Origin of the sequence: Muricomes intestini, from assembly GCF_004346165.1 — a bacterium.
Lineage (GTDB): Bacteria > Bacillota > Clostridia > Lachnospirales > Lachnospiraceae > Muricomes > Muricomes intestini.
The window spans coordinates 181731-202930 of sequence record NZ_SLZZ01000001.1 but is presented as its reverse complement, the minus strand read 5'-3'; the positions used below and the strand labels follow the sequence as shown (position 1 = coordinate 202930).

The 21200-nt window shown below is 44.3% G+C and carries 26 protein-coding genes; all 26 read right to left on the bottom strand.

The genetic code is table 11. The features are described from left to right. Positions 1–11: 11 nt before the first annotated feature. The 26 genes from EDD59_RS00980 to flgB all read right to left on the bottom strand — a co-directional run bounded on the left by EDD59_RS00980 (position 12) and on the right by flgB (position 21167). Entirely contained in the window at positions 12–719 is a 708-nt protein-coding gene (locus tag EDD59_RS00980; RefSeq protein WP_132377985.1) for a flagellar hook-basal body protein, read from the bottom strand. A 10-nt stretch (positions 720–729) separates the two neighbouring features. Continuing rightward, positions 730–1482, bottom strand: a complete 753-nt coding sequence (locus tag EDD59_RS00975) for a flagellar hook-basal body protein (protein ID WP_132377983.1) — start codon at positions 1480–1482, stop codon at positions 730–732. Continuing rightward, positions 1463–2290, bottom strand: a complete 828-nt coding sequence (locus EDD59_RS00970; RefSeq protein ID WP_132377981.1) for a sigma-70 family RNA polymerase sigma factor — start codon at positions 2288–2290, stop codon at positions 1463–1465. Before EDD59_RS00970 ends, EDD59_RS00975 begins: the two co-directional genes overlap by 20 nt. Positions 2291–2312: 22 nt before the next feature. After that, on the bottom strand, positions 2313–4376 hold the full coding sequence (gene flhA, locus EDD59_RS00965) for a flagellar biosynthesis protein FlhA (RefSeq protein ID WP_132377979.1): 2064 nt from the start codon (positions 4374–4376) through the stop codon (positions 2313–2315). Then, a complete protein-coding gene (flhB, locus tag EDD59_RS00960) occupies positions 4357–5442 on the bottom strand; it encodes a flagellar biosynthesis protein FlhB (protein ID WP_132377977.1) in 1086 nt (361 codons plus the stop codon). The genes flhA and flhB overlap by 20 nt, the downstream gene beginning before the upstream one ends. Before the next feature lie 18 nt (positions 5443–5460). Continuing rightward, a complete protein-coding gene (gene fliR, locus EDD59_RS00955) occupies positions 5461–6234 on the bottom strand; it encodes a flagellar biosynthetic protein FliR (RefSeq protein ID WP_132377975.1) in 774 nt (257 codons plus the stop codon). Positions 6235–6244: 10 nt separating this feature from the next. Beyond that, the gene (locus EDD59_RS00950; RefSeq protein ID WP_132377973.1) at positions 6245–6508 is read right to left on the bottom strand and encodes a flagellar biosynthetic protein FliQ; all 264 of its coding nucleotides are present in this window, start codon (positions 6506–6508) and stop codon (positions 6245–6247) included. Positions 6509–6522: 14 nt separating this feature from the next. Then, positions 6523–7185 carry a flagellar type III secretion system pore protein FliP gene (gene fliP / locus EDD59_RS00945; RefSeq protein WP_132377971.1) on the bottom strand — a complete coding sequence of 221 codons (663 nt, stop codon included), beginning with the start codon at positions 7183–7185 and terminating at the stop codon, positions 6523–6525. A gap of 4 nt (positions 7186–7189) precedes the next feature. Then, entirely contained in the window at positions 7190–7528 is a 339-nt protein-coding gene (gene fliO, locus EDD59_RS00940) for a flagellar biosynthetic protein FliO (RefSeq protein WP_132377969.1), read from the bottom strand. Between the two features lie 12 nt (positions 7529–7540). Beyond that, on the bottom strand, positions 7541–8752 hold the full coding sequence (gene fliN / locus EDD59_RS00935) for a flagellar motor switch protein FliN (protein WP_132377968.1): 1212 nt from the start codon (positions 8750–8752) through the stop codon (positions 7541–7543). Positions 8753–8788: 36 nt separating this feature from the next. Continuing rightward, positions 8789–9223: a flagellar basal body rod protein FlgC gene (gene flgC / locus EDD59_RS00930; RefSeq protein WP_132377966.1), complete on the bottom strand. Its 435-nt coding sequence runs from the start codon at positions 9221–9223 to the stop codon at positions 8789–8791. Between the two features lie 15 nt (positions 9224–9238). Further along, positions 9239–9601 (bottom strand): response regulator, encoded by a 363-nt coding sequence (locus EDD59_RS00925; RefSeq protein WP_132377964.1) that lies wholly within the window; start codon positions 9599–9601, stop codon positions 9239–9241. 34 nt (positions 9602–9635) lie between these two features. Next, a complete protein-coding gene (locus EDD59_RS00920; protein WP_132377963.1) occupies positions 9636–10628 on the bottom strand; it encodes a flagellar motor switch protein FliM in 993 nt (330 codons plus the stop codon). Between the two features lie 24 nt (positions 10629–10652). Continuing rightward, on the bottom strand, positions 10653–11405 hold the full coding sequence (locus EDD59_RS00915) for an OmpA/MotB family protein (RefSeq protein WP_132377961.1): 753 nt from the start codon (positions 11403–11405) through the stop codon (positions 10653–10655). A 46-nt stretch (positions 11406–11451) separates the two neighbouring features. After that, positions 11452–12294 (bottom strand): motility protein A, encoded by an 843-nt coding sequence (locus EDD59_RS00910; protein ID WP_132377959.1) that lies wholly within the window; start codon positions 12292–12294, stop codon positions 11452–11454. Between the two features lie 4 nt (positions 12295–12298). After that, positions 12299–12499: a flagellar FlbD family protein gene (locus EDD59_RS00905; protein ID WP_132377957.1), complete on the bottom strand. Its 201-nt coding sequence runs from the start codon at positions 12497–12499 to the stop codon at positions 12299–12301. Between the two features lie 58 nt (positions 12500–12557). Next, on the bottom strand, positions 12558–13454 hold the full coding sequence (locus tag EDD59_RS00900) for a flagellar hook-basal body protein (RefSeq protein WP_132377955.1): 897 nt from the start codon (positions 13452–13454) through the stop codon (positions 12558–12560). Positions 13455–13478: 24 nt separating this feature from the next. Further along, positions 13479–13967 carry a flagellar hook capping FlgD N-terminal domain-containing protein gene (locus EDD59_RS00895; RefSeq protein ID WP_132377953.1) on the bottom strand — a complete coding sequence of 163 codons (489 nt, stop codon included), beginning with the start codon at positions 13965–13967 and terminating at the stop codon, positions 13479–13481. 21 nt (positions 13968–13988) lie between these two features. Then, a complete protein-coding gene (locus tag EDD59_RS00890) occupies positions 13989–15089 on the bottom strand; it encodes a flagellar hook-length control protein FliK (RefSeq protein ID WP_132377951.1) in 1101 nt (366 codons plus the stop codon). Between the two features lie 55 nt (positions 15090–15144). Next, entirely contained in the window at positions 15145–15597 is a 453-nt protein-coding gene (locus EDD59_RS00885; RefSeq protein ID WP_132377949.1) for a flagellar export protein FliJ, read from the bottom strand. A gap of 16 nt (positions 15598–15613) precedes the next feature. Continuing rightward, entirely contained in the window at positions 15614–16915 is a 1302-nt protein-coding gene (gene fliI, locus EDD59_RS00880; protein WP_132377947.1) for a flagellar protein export ATPase FliI, read from the bottom strand. 166 nt (positions 16916–17081) lie between these two features. Beyond that, the gene (locus EDD59_RS00875) at positions 17082–17831 is read right to left on the bottom strand and encodes a FliH/SctL family protein (protein ID WP_132377945.1); all 750 of its coding nucleotides are present in this window, start codon (positions 17829–17831) and stop codon (positions 17082–17084) included. After that, positions 17815–18840 carry a flagellar motor switch protein FliG gene (gene fliG, locus EDD59_RS00870; protein WP_243117306.1) on the bottom strand — a complete coding sequence of 342 codons (1026 nt, stop codon included), beginning with the start codon at positions 18838–18840 and terminating at the stop codon, positions 17815–17817. Before fliG ends, EDD59_RS00875 begins: the two co-directional genes overlap by 17 nt. After that, entirely contained in the window at positions 18818–20425 is a 1608-nt protein-coding gene (gene fliF / locus EDD59_RS00865; protein WP_132377941.1) for a flagellar basal-body MS-ring/collar protein FliF, read from the bottom strand. Before fliF ends, fliG begins: the two co-directional genes overlap by 23 nt. 33 nt (positions 20426–20458) lie before the next feature. Next, positions 20459–20761, bottom strand: a complete 303-nt coding sequence (fliE, locus tag EDD59_RS00860; protein WP_132377939.1) for a flagellar hook-basal body complex protein FliE — start codon at positions 20759–20761, stop codon at positions 20459–20461. A gap of 10 nt (positions 20762–20771) precedes the next feature. Further along, positions 20772–21167: a flagellar basal body rod protein FlgB gene (gene flgB / locus EDD59_RS00855; protein WP_132377937.1), complete on the bottom strand. Its 396-nt coding sequence runs from the start codon at positions 21165–21167 to the stop codon at positions 20772–20774. Positions 21168–21200: the final 33 nt, after the last annotated feature.

Genomic DNA, 21200 nt, shown 5'->3' with positions numbered 1-21200 from the left:
TCTCCGATTATTTACGATCTCAAACTATTCACAGTCTGCTCCACTTCATCCGAAGTTTCCATCATCTTCAGCATTAGAGAATAGGCTCTGGAGGACTCCATGGTCTTTGCCATCTCATCAGTCAGTTCCACATTGGACATTTCCAGCACTCCCTCCTGGAGCCGTGCATCGGTACTTAAAATCGGTGCGCCATTCTTTGCTGCCTGCTGGAATTCATTCATACCGGTGCTCAGCATACCATCTGTGTTTTGAAACGTATAGATTCCCGGAGTTCCCTGTATTTTTCCATTTGCAAACCGGATAGGATTTCCACTGCTGTCTGTCACCAATTTGCCTGAATCAGAAACCAGATAAAAACCGTCCTGCCTCCTGGAAAGTGAAAAATGTCCGTTTCTTGTATAAGAAACACCGCCTGCCGGATCCCGCAGCATAAAAAATCCATCCCCGGAAATTGCAAAGTTATAATTTCCGTCCCCTTCCTGAAAACCGGCCCCGGAAAAGTTTGTATTTGTATGATTTACCGCTGCTCCCGCTCCGGCTGTCAGGTGTGTATTTCTGCCTTGGGGGGCCCGCATGTTGTAATGCATCAGCTCCAGGAAAACAGCCTCTTTTGTCTTGTATCCCGGTGTATTGACATTTGCGATATTATTAGATATCACATTCATCCTTTCCTGCTGTGTCATTGCTCCCCGTGCTGCTGTGTAAAATGAAGTGTCCATTCTCCTCCTCCTATACCGCTCCTAATTGTGACACAATTTTTCCTGTCAGCTGATCATACATTTTCAGAATCTGTGCATTACTCTGAAGTACTCTTTGGCTGCTCATCATTGCTGTCATTTCTTTCACGGTGTCTACATTTGAATATTCAAGCGCTCCTTGTACAATACTTCCAATCACAGGGGTTCCCTGTGCCTCTGTTGTAAAGGTACCGTCACTTGCTCTCGTCAGCTGCTCATCCTTATTCTGAAAATCAACGACAGAAAGGCTGCCTAGGTAGGTGTTCCCATTCTCTGTATAAATATTTCCTGCCGTATCGACATTCACCTTGTCGGTTCCCAGGTAAATGGGACCATTAGTGCCGAGTACTCTTCCCACTCCCTGAAGGCAGAGATAGCCTCCGTTGTCCAGGGAAAAAGAACCATTTCTGGTATATACAGTACCGCCCTCCCCCTGAATACAGAAGAAGCCGTCAGTGCTCAGTGCAAAATCCAGGCTTCTGGATGTACCTTGGTATCCGGCATTTGTATAGTCTGTATAGTTTCGGTCTGCAGTTACAATACGATTCATTCGCCCAATGGGAGTTGCACCTCCTTTGTCCTTATTTCCGCTTCTGTAAATAAGTTCTTCCTGAAATGTCTTAGCCATAAATTGCTCGCTCTTATATCCGGCGGTCGTAACGTTAGACATATTGTTGCTGATGACATTCAGATTTCTTGTCTGTGTCAGCATGCCAGATGTAAGATTATATAATCCTTGAAACATATGACACCTCCTTTTCTTCAACTCTGCTGCAATTTTCCATATATTCCCTCAGCTTTAAAACCGCGGCTGCATGTATCTGTGACACTCTTGGTTCACTCACATTTATTATCGACGCAATCTGCTTCATATTTAATTCCTCTATGTAATATAAAGATATCACTATCTGTTCTTTTTCCTTCAGTGAGCGTATTCCTTCCGCCAGGGTGCTTTTAAATTCCTGCTCCAAAAAGTTTTCTTCCGGCTGGTCCTCCCTTTTATCAGAGGGTATCTGGATTGCTTTATACTGCTCGCCTGTCTCTTCAAGCACCATATCCAGAGACAATACAGAGGACAGGTTTGCTTTCCCCATTACGCTGCGGATTTTCTGTGGTTCCATTTCCAGACGCTCTGCCAATTCCTCCACTGTAGGATATCTCCCATGCCCGGAATAAAATTTTAAGGATTCTTCGTTAATATCCCGCAGGCTTTTCCTGAGGGTCCTGGGTACCCAGTCCTGCTTCCTGGCAATGTCAATAATCATCCCCCGGATTCTTCTGGACGCATAGGTTTCAAACTTCGCATTTTTACCTTCATCAAATTTATCAATGGCAGCCATCAGCATCAAGACGCCCTCGTTTACGATATCCTCCATCTGGGTAAATCCGGCATAGACATCTCTCATCTGTATGGCAATGCTCTTCACAATATAAAGATATCTGAGTGCCAGTTCTTTTTTGAGCTCCGGCTCTCCTGTCTTCTGATAAAGTGCAAGAAGCTCTTCATTCGTATAATCCTCCGGCACCTTACTTTCTTCCTTTCTATCTTTCATGCCTGTCCCCTTTTTGACTTCCTTATTCCTGCTTGATATTTCCTATAGCCTGAATCTGTACGTTATCAGCTATCTCATTAAATGCCAGTACATGCACCGACGGATAGAACTGTTCCAACATCTGATACAGATACACACGAATAACCTGGCTTGTGAGAATAATTACCTCCTGGGATATCTCCTGGAATTTCTTAATTTCCTCCCCCACCTGGGTAAGTATGCTCTGCATAATATCCGGGCTTACCGCAAGATAAGTCCCCTGTTCGCCTCTGGAGAGGCACTGTACAAGATTCTTCTCCAGTTCTGCATCCAATGTCACAACCCTCATCTGCCCTCCTGTGCAGAACCTCCTTGTAATGGTTCTCTTAAGCGCAACCCGGATTTTTTCTGTTACCTTTGCAGTATCTTCTCCAGGTACACTGGTATTTGCAATTGTTTCCAGAATAGTCTCCATTCCTTTTATTGGAATTCCTTCTTTTAACAGGTTTACAAGTATTTTCTGAAAGCTGCCGAAGGTCATCAGACCGGGGATTACCTCCTCCACAAGCTCCGGCACAGCCTTTTTAACATTTTCAAGAAGCAGGTTCACCTCCTGCCTGTTAAGCAGCTCATAAGCGTGCTGTTTGATTGTCTCCGAAAGATGAGTAATCATGACAGACAGAGGGTCTATGACGGTATAGCCGTAAATCTCTGCCATCTCTTTGTTCTCAGGCAAAATCCACTTGCTCGGGATACCATAGGCAGGCTCGATTGTCTCAATCCCGTCAATCACCCCGGATGGGTTGGAAGGCTCCAAGGCCAGATAATGGTCTACAAGAATTTCCCCTCTCGCAACCTCCTCCCCCCTGATTTTAATAATATACTGATTCGTATTTAAACCGGAGCTGTCCCTCAGTCTGACCGAGGGGATAACAAATCCCATATCCTGCGCATACTGCCTCCTGAAAATCACGATACGATTTATCATTTTCCCTCCGCTTGATTCATCTACCAAGGGAATCAGACTATAGCCAAATTCCATTTCAATTGGCTCCACTTCAATCAATGAATATATATTGTTTATATCCTTATAATACTCTTCCTCCGTGACAGGTGCTCCGGAAAGTTCCGTTTGCTCTTTGGTCTGCTGCTCCAAACTTGCGTTTTCTTCAATCTTCTGACTAAGCTTATAGCCGCCAATGATAAGAACTGCCGCAAGAATTGCCATCTGAATCTTAGGCATTCCCGGTACGAGCATCAAAACAAGAAGAACAATACCTGTCATCATGATTGCTCTTGGCTGAGCCAGGAACTGCTTCGATACATCTTCATTCAGGCTGCCTTCTGAGACAGCCCTCGTCACAATCATACCGGTGGAGGTAGATATTAAAAGTGCCGGAATCTGGGATACCAGTCCATCCCCAACTGTGGCAATGGAATATACAGAAAGTGCCTGGGAAAGCTCCATCCCCGACATTAAAATGCCGATGGCAAAACCGCCGATCAGATTGACTGCAGTGATAATCAGGGCCATAATAGCATCGCCCTTTACAATCTTTGTGGCACCATCCATAGCACCGTAAAAATCAGCCTCCCGCTGTATCTTATTTCTCCGTATGCGGGCTTCCTGCTCGTTGATCAGTCCCGAGCTTAGGTCTGCATCGATCGCCATCTGCTTCCCGGGCATGGCATCCAGCGTGAATCTGGCCGCAACCTCCGCAACACGTTCCGCGCCCTTGGTGATAACAATAAACTGAACCAATACAATAATAAAGAAAATAATAAATCCGACAACAACATTTCCCTGAAGCACAAAACTGCCAAATGAATGAATTACCTGGCCCGCCTGTCCCTGTTTGGTCAGAATGTTTCTGGTGGAAGAAACATTGATTCCCAGCCTGAACAGAGTAGTTATCAGCAAAAGTGATGGGAATATAGAAAATTCAAGAGGCTCCCTTATATTCATACTGATTAAAAGAATAATCATTGATAAAGATATATTTATAATAATCATGACATCCAAAACAAACGGAGGCATGGGAATAATCAAGAGTAGGATAATGACTATTACGAAAAGAGCCACTGAATTATTTAATAACCGTTTCATGCTTTACCTCATTTTTCTTGTTCAACTTATATACAAATACCAGAACCTCTGCCACTGCACCGTAATATTCCATGGGTATTTCACGGTTTATTTCTGCTGTGGCATACAACCCCCTGGCAAGAGGCCTGTCCTCTATTACCGCAACATTGTGCTCCTCCCCGATTCTGACGATTCGAAGGGCAAGCTCATCCTGACCCTTTGCAACAACAATAGGGGCATTATTCATGTCCATATCATACGAAAGGGCAACTGCAAAGTGAGTAGGATTCCTGATAATCACATCTGCTCCGGGAACTGCCTGCATCATCCGCGTTCTGGCACGCTGCTTCTGTAAATCGCGGATTCGCCCTTTAATTTCAGGATTTCCTTCCGTCTGTTTAAACTCTTCTTTTAATTCTTGTTTTGACATACGGATTTTACGCTCATAATCCCATCTCTGGAACATATAATCAAAAAGAGCAATGACTGCGAATACCATAGAAACCCTTGTAATCATAGTCATCATCATATCGAACATGTACGCTGCCGAAGCGCTTACAGACATATCCATAGTCCGCATTACAGTCTCTGCATCGGCTTTCAGAAGGTTGTAAAGTATTGCCACAAGTACAATCACCTTCAAAATGTTTTTTACAAGTTCAACCACATTTTTTAGTGAAAATAAGTTTTTTAATCCCCGTATAGGGCTTACCCTGTTAAATTTCGGATAAAAATTCTTCGGAGTAAACAAAAAACGAGTCTGTACCCCATGTATGATCACTCCAACCGCCACGCAGATAAATGCAAAAGGCAACATCGTTTTCGCGGCTGCCGCTGCGAACTCACGTCCATATCCCCCGACGTTGTTCAGATTTAAATCGCTGATACTTCCGGCTAATTCCAGATAACGCTCCATAAATTCTGATACAGTTTTCAGAATAGAAGGGAACAGCTTCTTTAAAGAGTAAAAAGCTGCGAAGACAAACACAATGTTGGCAACGTCTGTGCTTTTGAAAACATTTCCTTCTTTTCTTTCATCACGCCTTTTCTTCGGGGTGGCTTTTTCGGTTTTTGAATCTGCCGCCAAGGTATACCCCCCTTTTCTTTAGGATCCTGCAATCCTTAATATATCCTGTACTGCCCCAATCATATCAGTAATGAGATTGTTCAGAAAATCGCCTGCTGGTGATATCATAAAAACCATCATAATAACTCCTAAGATTACTCTGAGCTGAATGCTTATTACAAAAAGATTTATCTGAGGGATAATCCGCATCAGAAGTCCTGTTGCAATTTCCATCAAGAATTCAAAGGCAATAATAGGGAATGCAAGTTTTACTGCGAGGACAATACATTCCACAAATATGTTGAGCATGGACCGGGCTGCATCCGGTCCCAGTATAACACCTGCATAAGGAACCACTTTGCCGGACTCCGACAATATTTTAATCAGTGCCAGGTGACCGTCCACCGCAAAGAAAAGTAAAAGATAATATATCTGCAGTATATTTCCGGTCATAGCTGTCTGTGTGCCGTTCTGCGCATCGTATACTGTGGACATGGATAGTCCCATCTGGAAGTCAATCACAGCTCCCGCATAGGTAACCACCATATCAAAAAGCTGCATCACAAATCCCACCAGATACCCCAGGGCAAACTCTTTCAGAAGGAGTACACCCAGTACAACCGCCGATGTGACCTCTGTGTCCGGCATCTTAGCGGAGGGAAACACTCCGATGGCAAGTACAAATACCATCCCGGTCTTAAACAAAGCCGGTATATTCTTTCTTCCGAGAACAGGGTTTAAGAAGACAAAGCCGGACATCCTCATCAAAATCAGTATAAACAGTACAAATTCCGGCGTCACTGTCAAAGACATTTTGCCCCTCCTAACCTGCTATCATGAGAAAAATCTGCTGTGTAAACTCCTGCAGTAGCTTCAACATGCTGTCTCCGGTCACAACCAGAAGCACACCTATAACTATCAGTTTCGGGACAAAGGTCAGTGTCTGCTCATGGATCTGAGTTGCAGCCTGAATAATAGAAATCGCAATCCCCACCACCATACTGATGATTAATATGGGACCGGCCAGTTTTACTGCCATCACAAACAACTGATACATTAAATCCGTAATTTCTCCCGTTGTCGGCATTTTTATTCCTCCTGTCAGTAATTAAAACTTTTCACTATAGTTGAGAATAAAAGCTCCCACCCATTCAGTGTGACGAACAAAAGCAACTTGAACGGCAGTGAAATGGTTGCCGGGGGCAGCATAATCATTCCCATAGACATCAGTGTGCTGGATACGATAATATCAATCAGGAGAAACGGAATAAGCAGCAACAGACCGGCCGTAAATCCTCTTTTAAGTTCACTGGTCATAAAAGACGGGATGACAACAGTCATCGGCAGATCCTTTGGCTCTATTTTTTTATCCGTCCCTGACATCTCTATATACATATTCAGGCTGCTTTTTTCTGTCTGCTTAAGCATAAATTCTTTCATAGGCACTTCTGCCCGCTTAAGTGCTTCCTGCTGAGTAATCTGACCGTTTTTATAGGGCTGGTATGCCTCTGTATTGACATCCTTGATTACCGGATTCATAATAAACAAAGTCAGAAACAGTGCGATTCCGGTCAACACCATATTGGGCGGTGTCTGCTGCACCCCCAGGCCGTTTCTCGCAAAAGAAAGAATAATAATAATCCTGACAAATGAGGTCATCATAATGACAATAGATGGCAGAAGCATTAAAACTGTCATCATGACAATAATTTCCAGAGAGGGAACCTGATCCCCGTTTACATTAATTAAAGAATTTGTATCCATATCTTTACTTCTTCCTTTTTATCAGTTTCTCCAACTGAATTTTAAAATCCTGCGGTTCCCCTTTGCCGTCATTACTGTCATCCAGTTCCTCTAAGCTGTCAAACTCGTCCAGCACAGTGATCTGAGAGGATGTCATTCCCAATAAAAGGTAATTTTTCCCAGTCTGTACAATAGCAAGCGTCCCGTATTGTCCTACTGGAAGTTGGGCTATTATTTTCATATAGGGGGTTTTCCCGCCGATTTTCCCTGTTTTTCCTATGTGTTTTGAGGAAATATAGGCCAGCCAGAGAATGATGCCTATAATTAGTAAGGTCCCCAGTGCTGTAGCCACTCCATCTAACATATGTATTCTCCCCTATTCAAGCAGTGTGATCTCATCCTTCAAAATTTCTGTAATACGGATGCCAAAATTGTCATCAACCACTACCACATCTCCTTTTGCAATGCACTGCCCATTGACGAATAAATCCACCTGTTCTCCGGCAAGCTTATCCAGAACTACCAGGGAGCCCTTATTTAATTCCAGGATATCTTTCACCAGTTTTCTTGTCCGCCCAATCTCTACAGAGACATCCAGGGGCACGCCCATAATTAACTCCATATTTGCTTCCTCTTCTTCCCTGTCAGGCTGAGCACCCATCCCTTCGGTCAGATTGGGACGAGGCGCTGGCTTTACGCCTATTTTTTTTGGAGAGCCAGCCTGCTGCATCTGAAGCATTTGCTGTATCTGCTGCATTTGAAGCTGCTGAGCCTCCATCTGACGCTGCATCAAATTCATCATATCGTTAGCAGACTCCGTATTCTTTAGCTCCTCCGCAGGCATCTCGCCGGATATATCCGGGGATGATATTTCTGATTCCTGTGTCTGTTCTTGTTCCTGCACCGGCACATTTGCAGATTCTTCCTTGTCCGGCTCCTGAACTGGAATGTCTGCCGGGGACTCTATATCCGGCTCGTCCACTACATCAGGAACCCCATCGGCAAAAAATCCGGCAACAAGCTCACGGGCAAGCCCTATCGGCATAAGATTCATAAACTCACTTTTCAGCCTGTCTGCTATCTGAATGGTGAATCCAATCACGGTCATAACACCGTCATCCTGAAAGTACTTATCCTTAAACTGTTTTGGACTTGTGATTTCAAAGGACTCCGGAGTCGAAATATTCACCGTTCTTCCCAGCAGTTCTGAAAGCGCGGTCGCCGAAGCTCCCATCATCTGATTCATAACCTCACAGATGGCACTTATATTCATTTCATCTAATTCAAAGTCTTCCTCTGCTATCTCAGTGCCCATCAGCATTTCAACAATAACCCGCACATCGCTGCGCTTCAGCAGCATAATATTACTGCCTGTAAGTCCTTCTACATAAACAATCTCCACTCCTACGGCTGGCTCCAGATGATTGAACTTAAATTCATCCTTTGTCTGGATCTGGACAACCGGAGTTGTAATATCTACCCGCGCATCCAGCATTGAAGAAATAGCGGTTGCCGAAGCGCCGAGGCTGATATTAAGTATTTCTCCTATGGCATCTATTTCCATTGAACTTAGTTTCTTATTGTCCATTTGTTAACTCTCTTTCCGGCAATGCAAAGCCACTCTTTATTTTCCTATTTCCAGCGCCTTTTGCGCCATCTGCTTCACTGCATTAAATGCAGTAATGTTGGCTTCATATGAGCGCGTGGCCGCCATTGCATCTGTTGTTTCCTGTACCACATCCACATTGGGCATCATAACATACCCCTTAGCATCCGCATCCGGATGGCTGGGATTATACACTGCCTTTAATTGTGTACCATCCTCTACAATTGCAGTTGCCTCGACGCCGCCCCCCGCAGTCTGCTTATGCCTTGCCCTGGCAAGAGCTGTGCGGAAATCATTTTTTGATTCCAGAACTACCAGCTTTCTGCGGTATGGACTCCCGTCCCCGGTCCTGGTTGTCTCAACATTTGCAATATTTTCCGCTGCAACATCCAGACGAAGCCGCTGAGCGGTCATGCCGGTTGCACTGATATTCAGAGAACTTAAAAAAGACATATTGTCCCCTCCCGCCTATTGCTCAATTATTTTTGATACTGTATCTAAAATACGGTTTGGTTTAAAAGGCTTTACAATAAAGTCTTTTGCCCCTGACTTGATAGCTTCAATAACCATGGTCTCCTGCCCCATTGCAGAACACATTACAACCGTGGCGTCTGCATCATATGCCTTAATTGCCTTCAGGGCCTCGAGTCCATCCATATTTGGCATGGTGATATCCAGCAGCACAAGCTCCGGTTTAACGTCTTTATACATCTGTACTGCTTCTACACCGTCGCCGGCCTCACATATGTCGGTATATCCTCCCTTTGAGAGTGTGTCCTTCACCATCATGCGCATAAATGCTGCATCGTCTACTACCATAATCTTCGCCATTTGTTTTTACCTCTTTCTTTGATTAGTTCATCTATTAACTCAGCCGTTCCTCTATCCTAACTGCAGCATTTTTCTTATGTGCCCCAAGAGTACCCTTAAACCAGGGCTGTTCCTGCACATACAATGTGATATCCGTGTCTTTTCCTTGATTCAGATCTATCACATCCCCCACCCGGAGGCTGCATACATCGTATAAACTCAGTTTCGCCTGGCTGAGTTCCGCTTTCATTTCAAGAGAGCCATTTTTCAGGTTGTCCAGAATAATCTCCGGAGCATCTACAATACCCTCGTCATAAAGCCCCGCTACATGCTTCCGCTTGTCAATAATCGAGAAAATATTTGTCAGTAAATTCCCGGGAATGCAAATTGTTATATTTCCCTCTATCTCATTCATTTTCACATTAATCAGAATAATTGCTACCGGCTCCTCCATGCTGATTTCCTGATACAGTCCCGGGTTCGTCTCCATGGTGAGCTTTCCCATCCCAACCTGAATGTAATTGTTCCATGCGTCCTTTGTTACTCCGAGAAGATATTCCATCATTTTTTCATACAGAGCACTTTCAATTTCTGTGTAACTGTAAGAAGAATCCACGGTATCATCATCTCCGCTTCCTCCCAGCATCCGGTCAATCATATTAATCATCAGCTTTTGGCTTATATGCACTAAAACAGGAGGGGCCTTTGAGTCATCCGGAAGCTTCAGAGGCATCAGGGTCATTACATCACTGTCACTTAAAGCATTGTTAAACTCATGATAACGCTGCTCCTCCACCGTTATGACCTCCATCTCACAATTTGCCCTGAGAATCCCATTCACTCTGGATGAGGCAAGCCGGGTATAATTATCATAAATTCCCTTAATTAGTTTTAACTTATCTTTCGTAAATTTCTTAGGGCTGGAAAAATCATACTTTTTCCAAGATTTTTCCAGCTCCTTCTGAGATTCAGGGACGCTTTCTGTGTTATCCTTCAACATAGAATTCAGCAGTGCGTCTATCTGATTCTGAGATAATACTTCTGCCATAATTTTACTCCTGTATAGTTACCTTTATTTTTGTGCACCATCCTGATATACCTGTTCATAATATTCATCAAGGCTTTGCTCTATAGCTCCTGACTGGGTAATCAAAATTTCCACTCTGCGGTTCTGACTTCTGCCTTCCTCTGTTTCAAAGGTATCTATGGGACGAAACTGCCCATACCCGGCACTCACCAGCTTTTTAGGCTCAACTACATTTTTAGCCTGGATATAGGCAACCACCACAGCAGAACGGTTGGCGGAGAGAATTCTGTCACTGACCAGCTCGTTTTGGATATTCGGATCCGCCTGGCTAGTGTGTCCCAGCACTTGTATTTCCTTCACGGAATCTGCAGCTGGAGCTATTGCTGCCGAAAATGACTCCAGCACTTTCTTGCCTTCCTCCTTGAGTACATAACTGTCTCCATCAAAGAAAACCCTGTCTCTAAAGGTGATGAACTGATAACCGTCTCCCCGGGCAATCTGAATATCCATAGATTCGCCGGCAGAATTCTTTATTTTCACCAGGTTATCATACAGCTCTTCAAATTTCATATCTGAATCTGACTTGCTGCCCTCAGGGCTGCTTTCTGCCTTATCTGCCTTATCCTGGACTGCCTCTACCGCATCCGGATTCATACTTTTCACAAGATTTCTCCATTTTATCTGATCCACAGAAGATATGGAATAGAGCAATACAAAAAAACAAAGCAGCAGTGTAACCATGTCGCCATATGTATCCATCCAGCTTCCGCTTTCTTCCTTTTTTTCTCTTCGCTTCACTGTGCTCTCCTTCCCCGCAATTTCTTACACTCATTTTTTAATCCGGCTATTTTCTATTTTTCTTTCTTTTGCTTTTTGTCTTTTCTCCTGCCAGGCTGCTATTACTATTTCCTTCTGAGAGCAGCCTCTGCTGTTGCTTCTGTCTAAGCAGAGATGTCAGTTTTTCTCTTATTATCTTGGGATTTTCTCCTGCCTGAATGCTCATGACCCCTTCGATGATAATCTGTCTGTAAATTACTTCTTCTTCATTTCGTATTCTGAGCTTCTTTGCAATAGGCATGAAAACAAGATTTGCCAAAATACATCCGTAAAACGTTGTAATCAAAGCTGTTGCCATACTGGCCCCCAGGCTGTCGGATGCCCCGTCGGACAAATCCATGCTTTTCAGCATATTAATCAGACCTACAAGAGTACCTATCATACCAAATGCCGGAGCATACTGGGAAGCCTTATCATAAATTGCAACCTCTTCCTCATGCCTGGCCGACATATTGTCTACCTCCATCTCCAGCAATTCTCTGACCTTATCCGCCTCCATAGCATCTACCACAAGCAGTATCCCTTGCTTAAAAAAAGAATCCTCCAGCGTGTTTGCTTTATCTTCCAGTGCCAGAAGCCCATTTCTTCTGGCAATCTGGGCAAATTCAACAAGTGTATTTATTACCGGTTCCGGGGCATATTGTTTGGCGGACATCAGTTTCTTCATATGTATTCCTACATTCTTAAGCATACTGAATGGGAAACTTGCAATAACAGAACACACCACGCCCCCCATTACTATAGCCACACTGGGCATATCCATGAAGTTGCCAATATCCCCGCCGTCCATAATCGCACTTATAATAAAGAAAAATCCTCCCACGATACCGATAATTGTAGTAAAATCCATGAATTTAGTCCTCCCTGTTCTGTATGTTGTGGATAGCCTTGTTGAACCTGATGATGCGTGCAATAATCTCATCTTTATGTTCACTTACAATGTGATATTTTCCATTCATCATAATAATCTTGGATTCCGGTATCAGTTCTATGTATTCAATTTGCTTCGGATTAATTAAAATAGGCTCGCCGTTTAACTTGGTTAACTCTATCACGGCATCTTCCGCCTCCCTTCCCTCAATGCAGAAACAGTTTCCGGCATTTATTCCGGTTTTAACGTTTCATATTAACTAACTGTTCCAGCATTTCATCTGTTACTGTAATAACCTTTGTATTCGCCTGGTAACCCCTCTGGGTCGTAATCATATTAGACATTTCCGTTGCCAAATCAACATTGGACATCTCCAGATAACCGCTTAAAATGGTACCTGTTGTTGTCCCCATCGTCTGTACCGCCAAAACATTTCCTGCATTCTCGCCGATAGTGTATAGATACCCTGCTGTCTGCTCCAGTCCGCCGGGATTCTCCACTGTAGCCACAGCGATCTGGCCTATAGTGATTTTCTTACTGTCCACTGTAATACCTGTGATAACACCGTCCGTACCAATCTTATAGGTCGATACATTGTAACGTTCTCCTGCTGAGTCTGGGTCCACAGGTATCCTTATGGGCTGGAGCGTATCTGTATCCCATGTACCGTCTGCATCCTGTTCTGTAAAACCATAAATATAATTTCCGCTGTTGTCTACCAGATAACCGTTATTGTCCACACTGAATATCCCAACTCTGGAGAGGTTCATATTGTTTTCTGCAAGCGCATCGGCAGGGACGCTGTCCTGCATCGGACCTACGATGAAGAAACCTGTCCCGTCAAGCATACAATTCATTGAATCACCGGTATATCCCCAGCTTCCTGTAGTAAAGTTTGTCGAGATAGAGCCCATATTCACTCCGTAGCCGAGCTGGGAGCTGTTTACACCGCCGTTTCCACCCTCAGCTGTATTTCCCCCGGTGCTGTTCGTCAGATTTTGATACATAGCATCCTGAAAGTTTGCAGTCCTGCTCTTAAATCCCCAAGTATTTACATTCGCAATATTGTTACTGATTACATCCATCTTACTTTGGTGTGAACGCAGCCCGGCAATAGCTGCATACATTGATTTAACCATATTATGTACCTTCTTTCTTTTGTTTTATCCCTCTGTTACTGTGCCCTCATCATCGGGGCCTGCTTCCTCATTTTCCTTATCGTCAGATATGACAGACTCCGGCACCTCACCTACTGTCATAATCTGTGCCATATGATAGGCTTTATCACCTATATAAAGAATTGGATTGTCTCCCATCAGTATCCCCGACACAGTCCCTGTGGTGTGTTCTCCTGTAAATTTCCCCTGGGAGTCAATCTCTGCCATTGTAACTTCTTTTCCAACCATGGAAGAAGCGTAGGTAATTGTGTTAATCGTAGACATATTGGTGATGGCCTCAATCATATGTGTCTGTACCATCTGCGCCATCATCTCACTTGTGTCCATAGGATTATCTGCATCCTGATACTGCATCTGGGCCGCAAGCAGCTTGTAAAAATCATTGATGCTCAAGCCCGATGTGCCTGATGCAGAACTGCTTCCTGCCGCAGCTGTATTGCTGCTGTTATTGCTTAATGCCTGAATTCCATCCATAGTTTTTCTCCCTTTACATCCTTATGCTAAACCCAGTCTCAGCTGCTGCAGGAAATCTTCTGTGTCTTCCCCGACTGCTTTTCCTTTTTTCTTCTGCTGCTGATTCTGTCCCTGCTCCCGGCTGTCTGGCTGTCCACTCTGCTGTTCCAGGTAATCGGCGTGAGGCGTTTCCACTACCACCTCGGTCGGCCCCCCCAATCTTGACTGGATCAGGCTTCCCAGCTCTTCTGCACTCTGCACCATTGCATGCATTGTCTTAGACTCCATACATACAATAGAAATTACTGCTTTTCCATTTTCATAGGATGCCTTCACAAGCACCATTCCCAGGTTTTCCGGTTTCAGCTGAACCTGAAATTCTTTTTTCCCTGTGCTCATCTGATCTATAATCTTGCTTCTAAGATCCTGCATATCCGGCTCCATACTTTTCGGCGTGCCTGGGGCAGCTTTTTCCTTTGTCCAGGCTTCACGCACATACCCCGTGTGGCCATCAAAGCCTTGAACAACCTGCATTTTTCTGCCATTGTCTTCTGCAGATACCGGCCTCTCCTCCATAGCTTTCGCTATACTGCTCTTCTTTTCTGTGCCGGCAGTCAGCATTTCCTTTCCTGCTGTTCCCACAGACGAATTTGTCTCCAAAGAATCTGTCGCCTGGTTTTTAATATACTGCGATTGTATTGTTTCTGTATTATTTTCCTGAACTGTCTGCACTATCTGACGGGCTGCATTCGATAAGCCTTTCGTTTGGCCCAATGCATTTTCCGGAGCAGTATTTTGCACCGCCTCCCGTCCTTCTTTTGGTTGTCCGTTTATTCCCAGGTCATTCGGATTTTGCTGCAAGGCAGGCATCTCTTCCTGTATTTGAGAAACAGAAGATAATTCTCCCAAACCATTCTGAATCTCCACTTTTTTCCCGGGCGCTTCCTGGAAAAACAAGGCCTGCATCTGGGGACACACAATTTCCCCGCCGACTCCTATAAATGCTGCCGGCACATCTGTTTCCTTCCGGCCCTTTAAAATATCTTCAAAACTCTTTTTAGGATTTTCTTTGTTCTTTTTCATTTCTATGCCCGAAGCATTCCATTTCTCCTGCCGGGGCAAAGCCTCCGTAATTTGATTCATCCCTCTCCTCCTTCCTCCTTGATATAATCTATAGCAATCTGCATGTGCAGCGTCACTATCCTGCAATAGCACTGCCCGACATAGTATTGGAGACAAACTCCTCTATCAGTCGTTCATCGTCTTTTAGTACCTCTCTATCATATTCCTGTCTTCTTTTTGTCTTCAGCATATCAATAGAAGCCGTGTCCTGTTTCGCAGTGATTACTTCCAATCTCTTCTTTTCTTCTAAAACTTTAAGCTGTGCCAGATTTTGTTTCTCTGCATTTATTTCGTCTGACAGGGATTGGAGATAATCCTCAAAAGCCCGCAGCCTGTTCACCATGGCACCCTGCTGCTTCACCTGGTCATATTCAACAGCGCACGTTTGGTGCTTCTGCTCCAGGGCCCCAATCTGCCCTTCCTTTCTTATAACCTTCTGCATAATCTGTGCATGTTCATTTCTCAAACTTCTTTCAATCTGAGTTTTATAGTTCAGAACCCTGTCTAATGTAAATGAAAACCGTCTCAATTGTCTTCCTCCACTCTTACTTCAAAATGTCCTTCATCATATGCAAAGTTTCTTCTTCACTGTAGCTGTTCTCTACCTCCTGCATTAAAAAGGCATTAATCTGATCAATTTTTGAAATTGCATAATCCAGTTTAGGGTTTGTCCCCGTTTTATATGCTCCGATAGATATCAAATCTTCATTCTGTTCATACAGACTGAGGATATCCCGGATCCTTGATGCCAAATCCTTATGTTCAGGTGTAACAATATCGCTCATCAGCCTCGAAATACTGGCATTTACGTCAATAGCAGGAAAATGCCCTCTGTTTGCCAGTTTTCTGGTAAGTACAATATGTCCGTCAAGAATTCCCCGGACTGTATCGGCTACCGGTTCATTTGTATCGTCGCCTTCCACAAGCACAGTATAGACACCGGTGATAGAACCCTTTTCGAATCTCCCGCTTCTCTCCAGAAGCTTGGGAAACTCTGCATAAATAGAAGGGGTGTATCCCCTGGCCACAGGAGGTTCTCCCGTAGCAAGCCCAATTTCTCTCTGGGCCATGGCAAAACGTGTCAGTGAATCCATCATCAGAAGTACATCTTTTCCCTGATCTTTGAAATACTCTGCAATAGTAGTTGCCACCATAGGACATTTCATTCTCAGCATTGCCGGTTGGTCAGAGGTGGCAACCACCAGCACAGAACGCTTCATGCCCTCAGGCCCTAAGTCCTTCTCCACAAATTCCCGAACCTCACGCCCCCGCTCTCCGACCAGCGCAATCACATTGATATCTGCTTTTACATTTCTGGCAATCATGCCAAGTAAAGTACTTTTTCCCACACCGCTTCCGGCAAAAATCCCGATACGCTGACCTTTGCCTATCGTATTCAAACCGTCGATAGCCCTGATCCCAAATTCAAGTTCCTCGGTAATAGGCGGTCTTTCAAGGGGGTTGATTTTGGGGTTTTCTACATAATAATACCTGTCGGAGGTAAACTCTCCCTTATCATCTAAAGGATTCCCCAGTGCATCTATGACTCTGCCTCTTAAAAATTCGCCCACGAGAATTTTCAATCGTTTCTTTGTATTCCTGACAAAACTCTCTGTACCAATACCATGCATATTTTCATATGCCATCAGCTGTATCTTATCATCCCGAAAACCTACTACCTCAGCGGGTATCTGTTTTTTCTGCTCATCATTATAAATCAGAACGATATCTCCGATATTTGCGCCTCCGCCAGATGCTTCCATGGCCATCCCGGTAATATTTTCAATTTTTCCGATGTGGCTGATCGTCTCAGATTTCATAATCAGACCGGGTAAACTTTCAAGCATCTGTGTCCCTCCGTTTTCGTTTGTTTATTCCCGCGAGCAACGAGACAAGCGGAAATGCTTGCATTTCCATTTGGCGGCTGCCGCGAGGGTCAAAGACCCCGCAGCTTGCTGCGCTGCAAGTTTGATGCCCCGTCAGCTTGCTGCGGGGTCTTTGACTTGCCAGCACTTACAGGCGCGCGTTATTGAGAATCTCTTTTATATTCTCAAGCTGAGTTTTCACACTCATATCAATAACCTCATCAGGCAACTCTACAATACAGGTTCCTGCGTCCTCTTCCTCAAGCATAATAATTTTCACATTATCCGACAGCTTGGAAAGCTCCTGCAAAAACTTTACGTCTCCCCGGACATCAATAGTCTCCTGGCCTTTCCCAATATAAATCTTGGCCCATGCCGATTTTTTAAGTCTGCCGGTAGCGGACAGGATCATGCGCTCCACGACCTCACTGCTGGATTTTAAGCTGGTTTGTACAATCTTTTCACCAATTGCCAGCGCTATATTCTTCAAATCATCAATATACTGCTCCAACAGCTTCTCTTTTGCATTCTCCACCTCTTTTATATCTTCCGCGAGCTGCTTCTGAAGAGCCTTAAACTCTGCCTCAAATCGGAGATTATACACCTTCCGGGCCTGTCCGGCCCCCTGCCTGTACCCCTCCTCATTTCCGGCGCTAAAGCCGGTCTGATAAGCCTCCGTCTTGATATCCTCCGCTTCCTTTTTGGCAGCATCCAGAATTGACTTTGCCTGAGCATATACTGCCTCCATAATGTCCTGAGTTTCATTTTCTTCTGACTCTTCTTCCTCATGGAGTGTTTCTTTTCTTTCTCCCGCGGTAAATTCCGGATATAGTACATCTTTCCCCAGGCTCTGCACAACCTCTGGCTTACTTTTCATCACCCTATACAATGATTTCATCCTTTCCGCCTTTGCCAATCACGAGCTCGCCTTCCTCATCAAGCTTTCTGATAATTTCGACAATCCGCTGCTGTGCTTCTTCTACGTCACGCAGACGTACATTGACCGTAACCTCCAAATCAGACCGCACTGTGTCTGCCATACGGCTTGACATATTAGAATAAAACAGGCTGAGCATCTCTTCACTGGCATTCTTCAGGGCATATACAATATCCTTCATATCGCATTCACGCATAAACCGCTGGATTGCGCGGTCATCCATAGTGAGAATATCCTCGAATACAAACATCTTTTTGCGGATTGTCTCGGCCAGTTCCGGATCGTCTTTTCCCATCTCGTCAAAAATATATTTTTCATTGCTTCTGTCCATACGGTTCATGACATCTGCAATATAGTCCACACCACCGATGCTGGTAAAGTCTGTTGTGAGAATATTGTCAAATTTCTTGGCCAGCTGTGTCTCTACAATCTTAATTGCCTCAGGCGAGGCGCTTTCCATTCTGGCAATGCTCTCTACTACCTTCAGTCTCATATCCTCAGAAAGCTCTGCAATTAGTTCAGCTGCCTGTGAAGAATCCAAGTAGGACAGTACCAGTGCAATGGTCTGAGGCCTTTCATGCTGAAGCAGAGAAAATAAATTCTTCGTATCTGTCTTTGAAATGAAGTCAAAAGGACGGTTCTTCATATATTTAGTGACTTTCCGAAGAAGTTCGTTGGCCACAGACTCTCCATAGGTTTTTTCAAGTACAGCTCTTGCATATTCCAGTCCGCCGTCCGTCACAACCTTCTGAGTCAGACAGGTCTTATAAAAATCATCTAAAATACTCTCGGTCTGTTCCGCTTCCAGATGGCCCAGCTTTGCCACCTCTAAAGTAAGCTGCTCCACTTCTTCTTCCGTCAGATACTTATATACCTTGGATGCTTTGTCTGCCCCCAGGGCTGCTATAACTGCCGCCGCCTTCTGCCCGGGTGTCAATTTCGGAGTTTTACTCAGCCGACTTACTTCCATCTTGATTTCCTCCATTCAACCAGGTTCTAATCATTTGTGCAGAAATCTCCGGATTATTATCTGCAAATTCCCTCACGTTTTCTCTCAGTTCTCTGTTCTTTTCACCTTGTGCGTGCAGAACCTCCGGCTTTACAGTTTCTTCAGGAATAAGAAACTCTTCGAGTTCTTCTTCCTCTTGCTCAGAATCTTTCTTCTTTCTCCTTCTTCTCAGTAAAATTGTAGTAATCAAGATAATAACAACTGCAATAAGTGCTGCCACTGCGATAATCGGAAGGTACTCTGTCATTGCATCTGTAATATCTGTCATGGCTGTCTCATGGGCATCTGCTTTTTTGGGCTCATAGAACGGAGAATTCACAATTGTAATCTTTTCTTTTCGGTCTGCCGCCGCAATTCCCGTTGCATTCCCTACAAGATCTATCAGCTGATTCATGCTGATATTGCTGCGGGAATCGCCGTTAACAGCAACAGATACCGTCAGATCTTCCAAGACCCCCGGATCTAATGCACCCTGTTCTTTGATCTGATTCACAAGGTAATCCCTGGTTCTGCTCTCGTCAACCACATTGCCGCCTTCTGTACCCTCATTTGCATTGTACTCAGTGACGTCAGAATTAGTCTCTGTCCCCGCTGTACCTCCGGTGGTTCCTCCTGTATCCGTTGTACTTGTATCGGAACTTTCACTCGATACAATACCTGTCTTGTCCTTTTCATCTATCTTCTCCGGAGTATTATAAGTGGTTGTCTCACGGACTACTTTCTCCATATTAACCTTGCCGCGGGCTGAGACCCGTATATTATTATTTCCAAAAAAAGGACCCAGAACATTGATAACCTTTTTCGAAATCTGCGTCTCAATTAACTGGGCGATTTCCTCCCCCGCATCACCGGAGGTTCCTGTCTTATCGGAGTCCACCGAGATCTCGATTCCATTTCCGTCAAAGACAGATACATTTTCCATCTGCATACCCGGCACGCTTCCGGCAACCAGCCTCTGTATTGCCAAAGCCTGTTTTTCTGAAGGAGACCCGTCATCTTTCATAGTGACAACAACAGAAGCAGTCGCCGCAGATGTTTCATCATCTTTGTCCGACAGAACGTACTTCTCTTCATCTTCCAGGGCTATTGTTACCTTTGCATCTTTTACTCCATCAAAAAGACGGATTGTAGCGCCGATACGGTTCTGCAAATCATAGAGCTTATATGTCTGCTTTTCTGTATCGGTGGTCATTCCGCCTGCATGTTCAGTAAAGACATCATATGTAAATCCACTTTTCGGGTATCCTTCATAGGCGAGGTCTGCTCTGGTTTGATCTGCTACATTCTCCGGGACAAGAATATCACCGTTATCTTTATACTGATACTCTATCCCCGCCTCCTGAAGTTTGCCGACAATCTGAGTTTCTTCCTCCGGAGTAATACCTGAAAACAGCACTATATACTCCTTATGGTTTAAAACCAGAGCTATAATTATGGCCCCTATCAGAAGAACAACCGCACTCCCTGCAGCCAAAACCTTTGTCCTGGTGCTATATCTGTCTAAAAATTGTTTTACATCTTCCACTTTTAGTTTTATTTTTTCCATGCCTTCAGCCAACATCCTTTATCTTTTTATTACCTACAAGCTAATTCTCATCAGTTCATTGTAAGATTCAATCGCTTTATTTCTCAGCTGAACCAGCATGTCTACGGACAGTTGTGCTTCCGATGCCGCAATTGACACACTGTGTACATCATCAATCTGTCCGGTCGATAACAGATACTGCTGCTGCTCCAAAGTTTTCTGTGTATCAGTTACATCGTTCACGGCATTTTCAAAAATACTTTTAAACATGCCATTGCTTTCTTCTGTCTGACTGGCTTTTACTGTCTCCGGAAGATTGCCCCATAACTGTATGGGTGTTATAAATCCTGTGTCCATCTTCTGCCTCCTACTGTCCCTTGATTGCAGTACTAAGTCTTGCTATATCACTGTTTATTGAGCTCAGCCCATACTGATACTGCAGCGCAGTCCTGCTCATCTCTATCAGCTGCACATCTGCATTCACATTGTTGCCATCAAGTCTGGCTGTTTCCTCTGCCGATTCCCGGACAGTTGTTCTGGCCCCCGAAATAGCCTTTTGAACCTGTGACGGGTTCTTTGCCTTCATCGCATCCTGAAGCCTGCTCCTGTAATTTTCTTCAAAAGTCACATACTTTGACTTATATCCCGGAGTTTCTGCGTTTGCAATGTTATTGGATATAGCCTGCTGCTTTTCCCACAAATAATCCAGGGATTTCTCCACCATGGAAATAGAATTTCCCCAAAATCCGTTGATGCCTGACATATTATTCCCCCTTCTTTCCACTTTTTTCTTCAA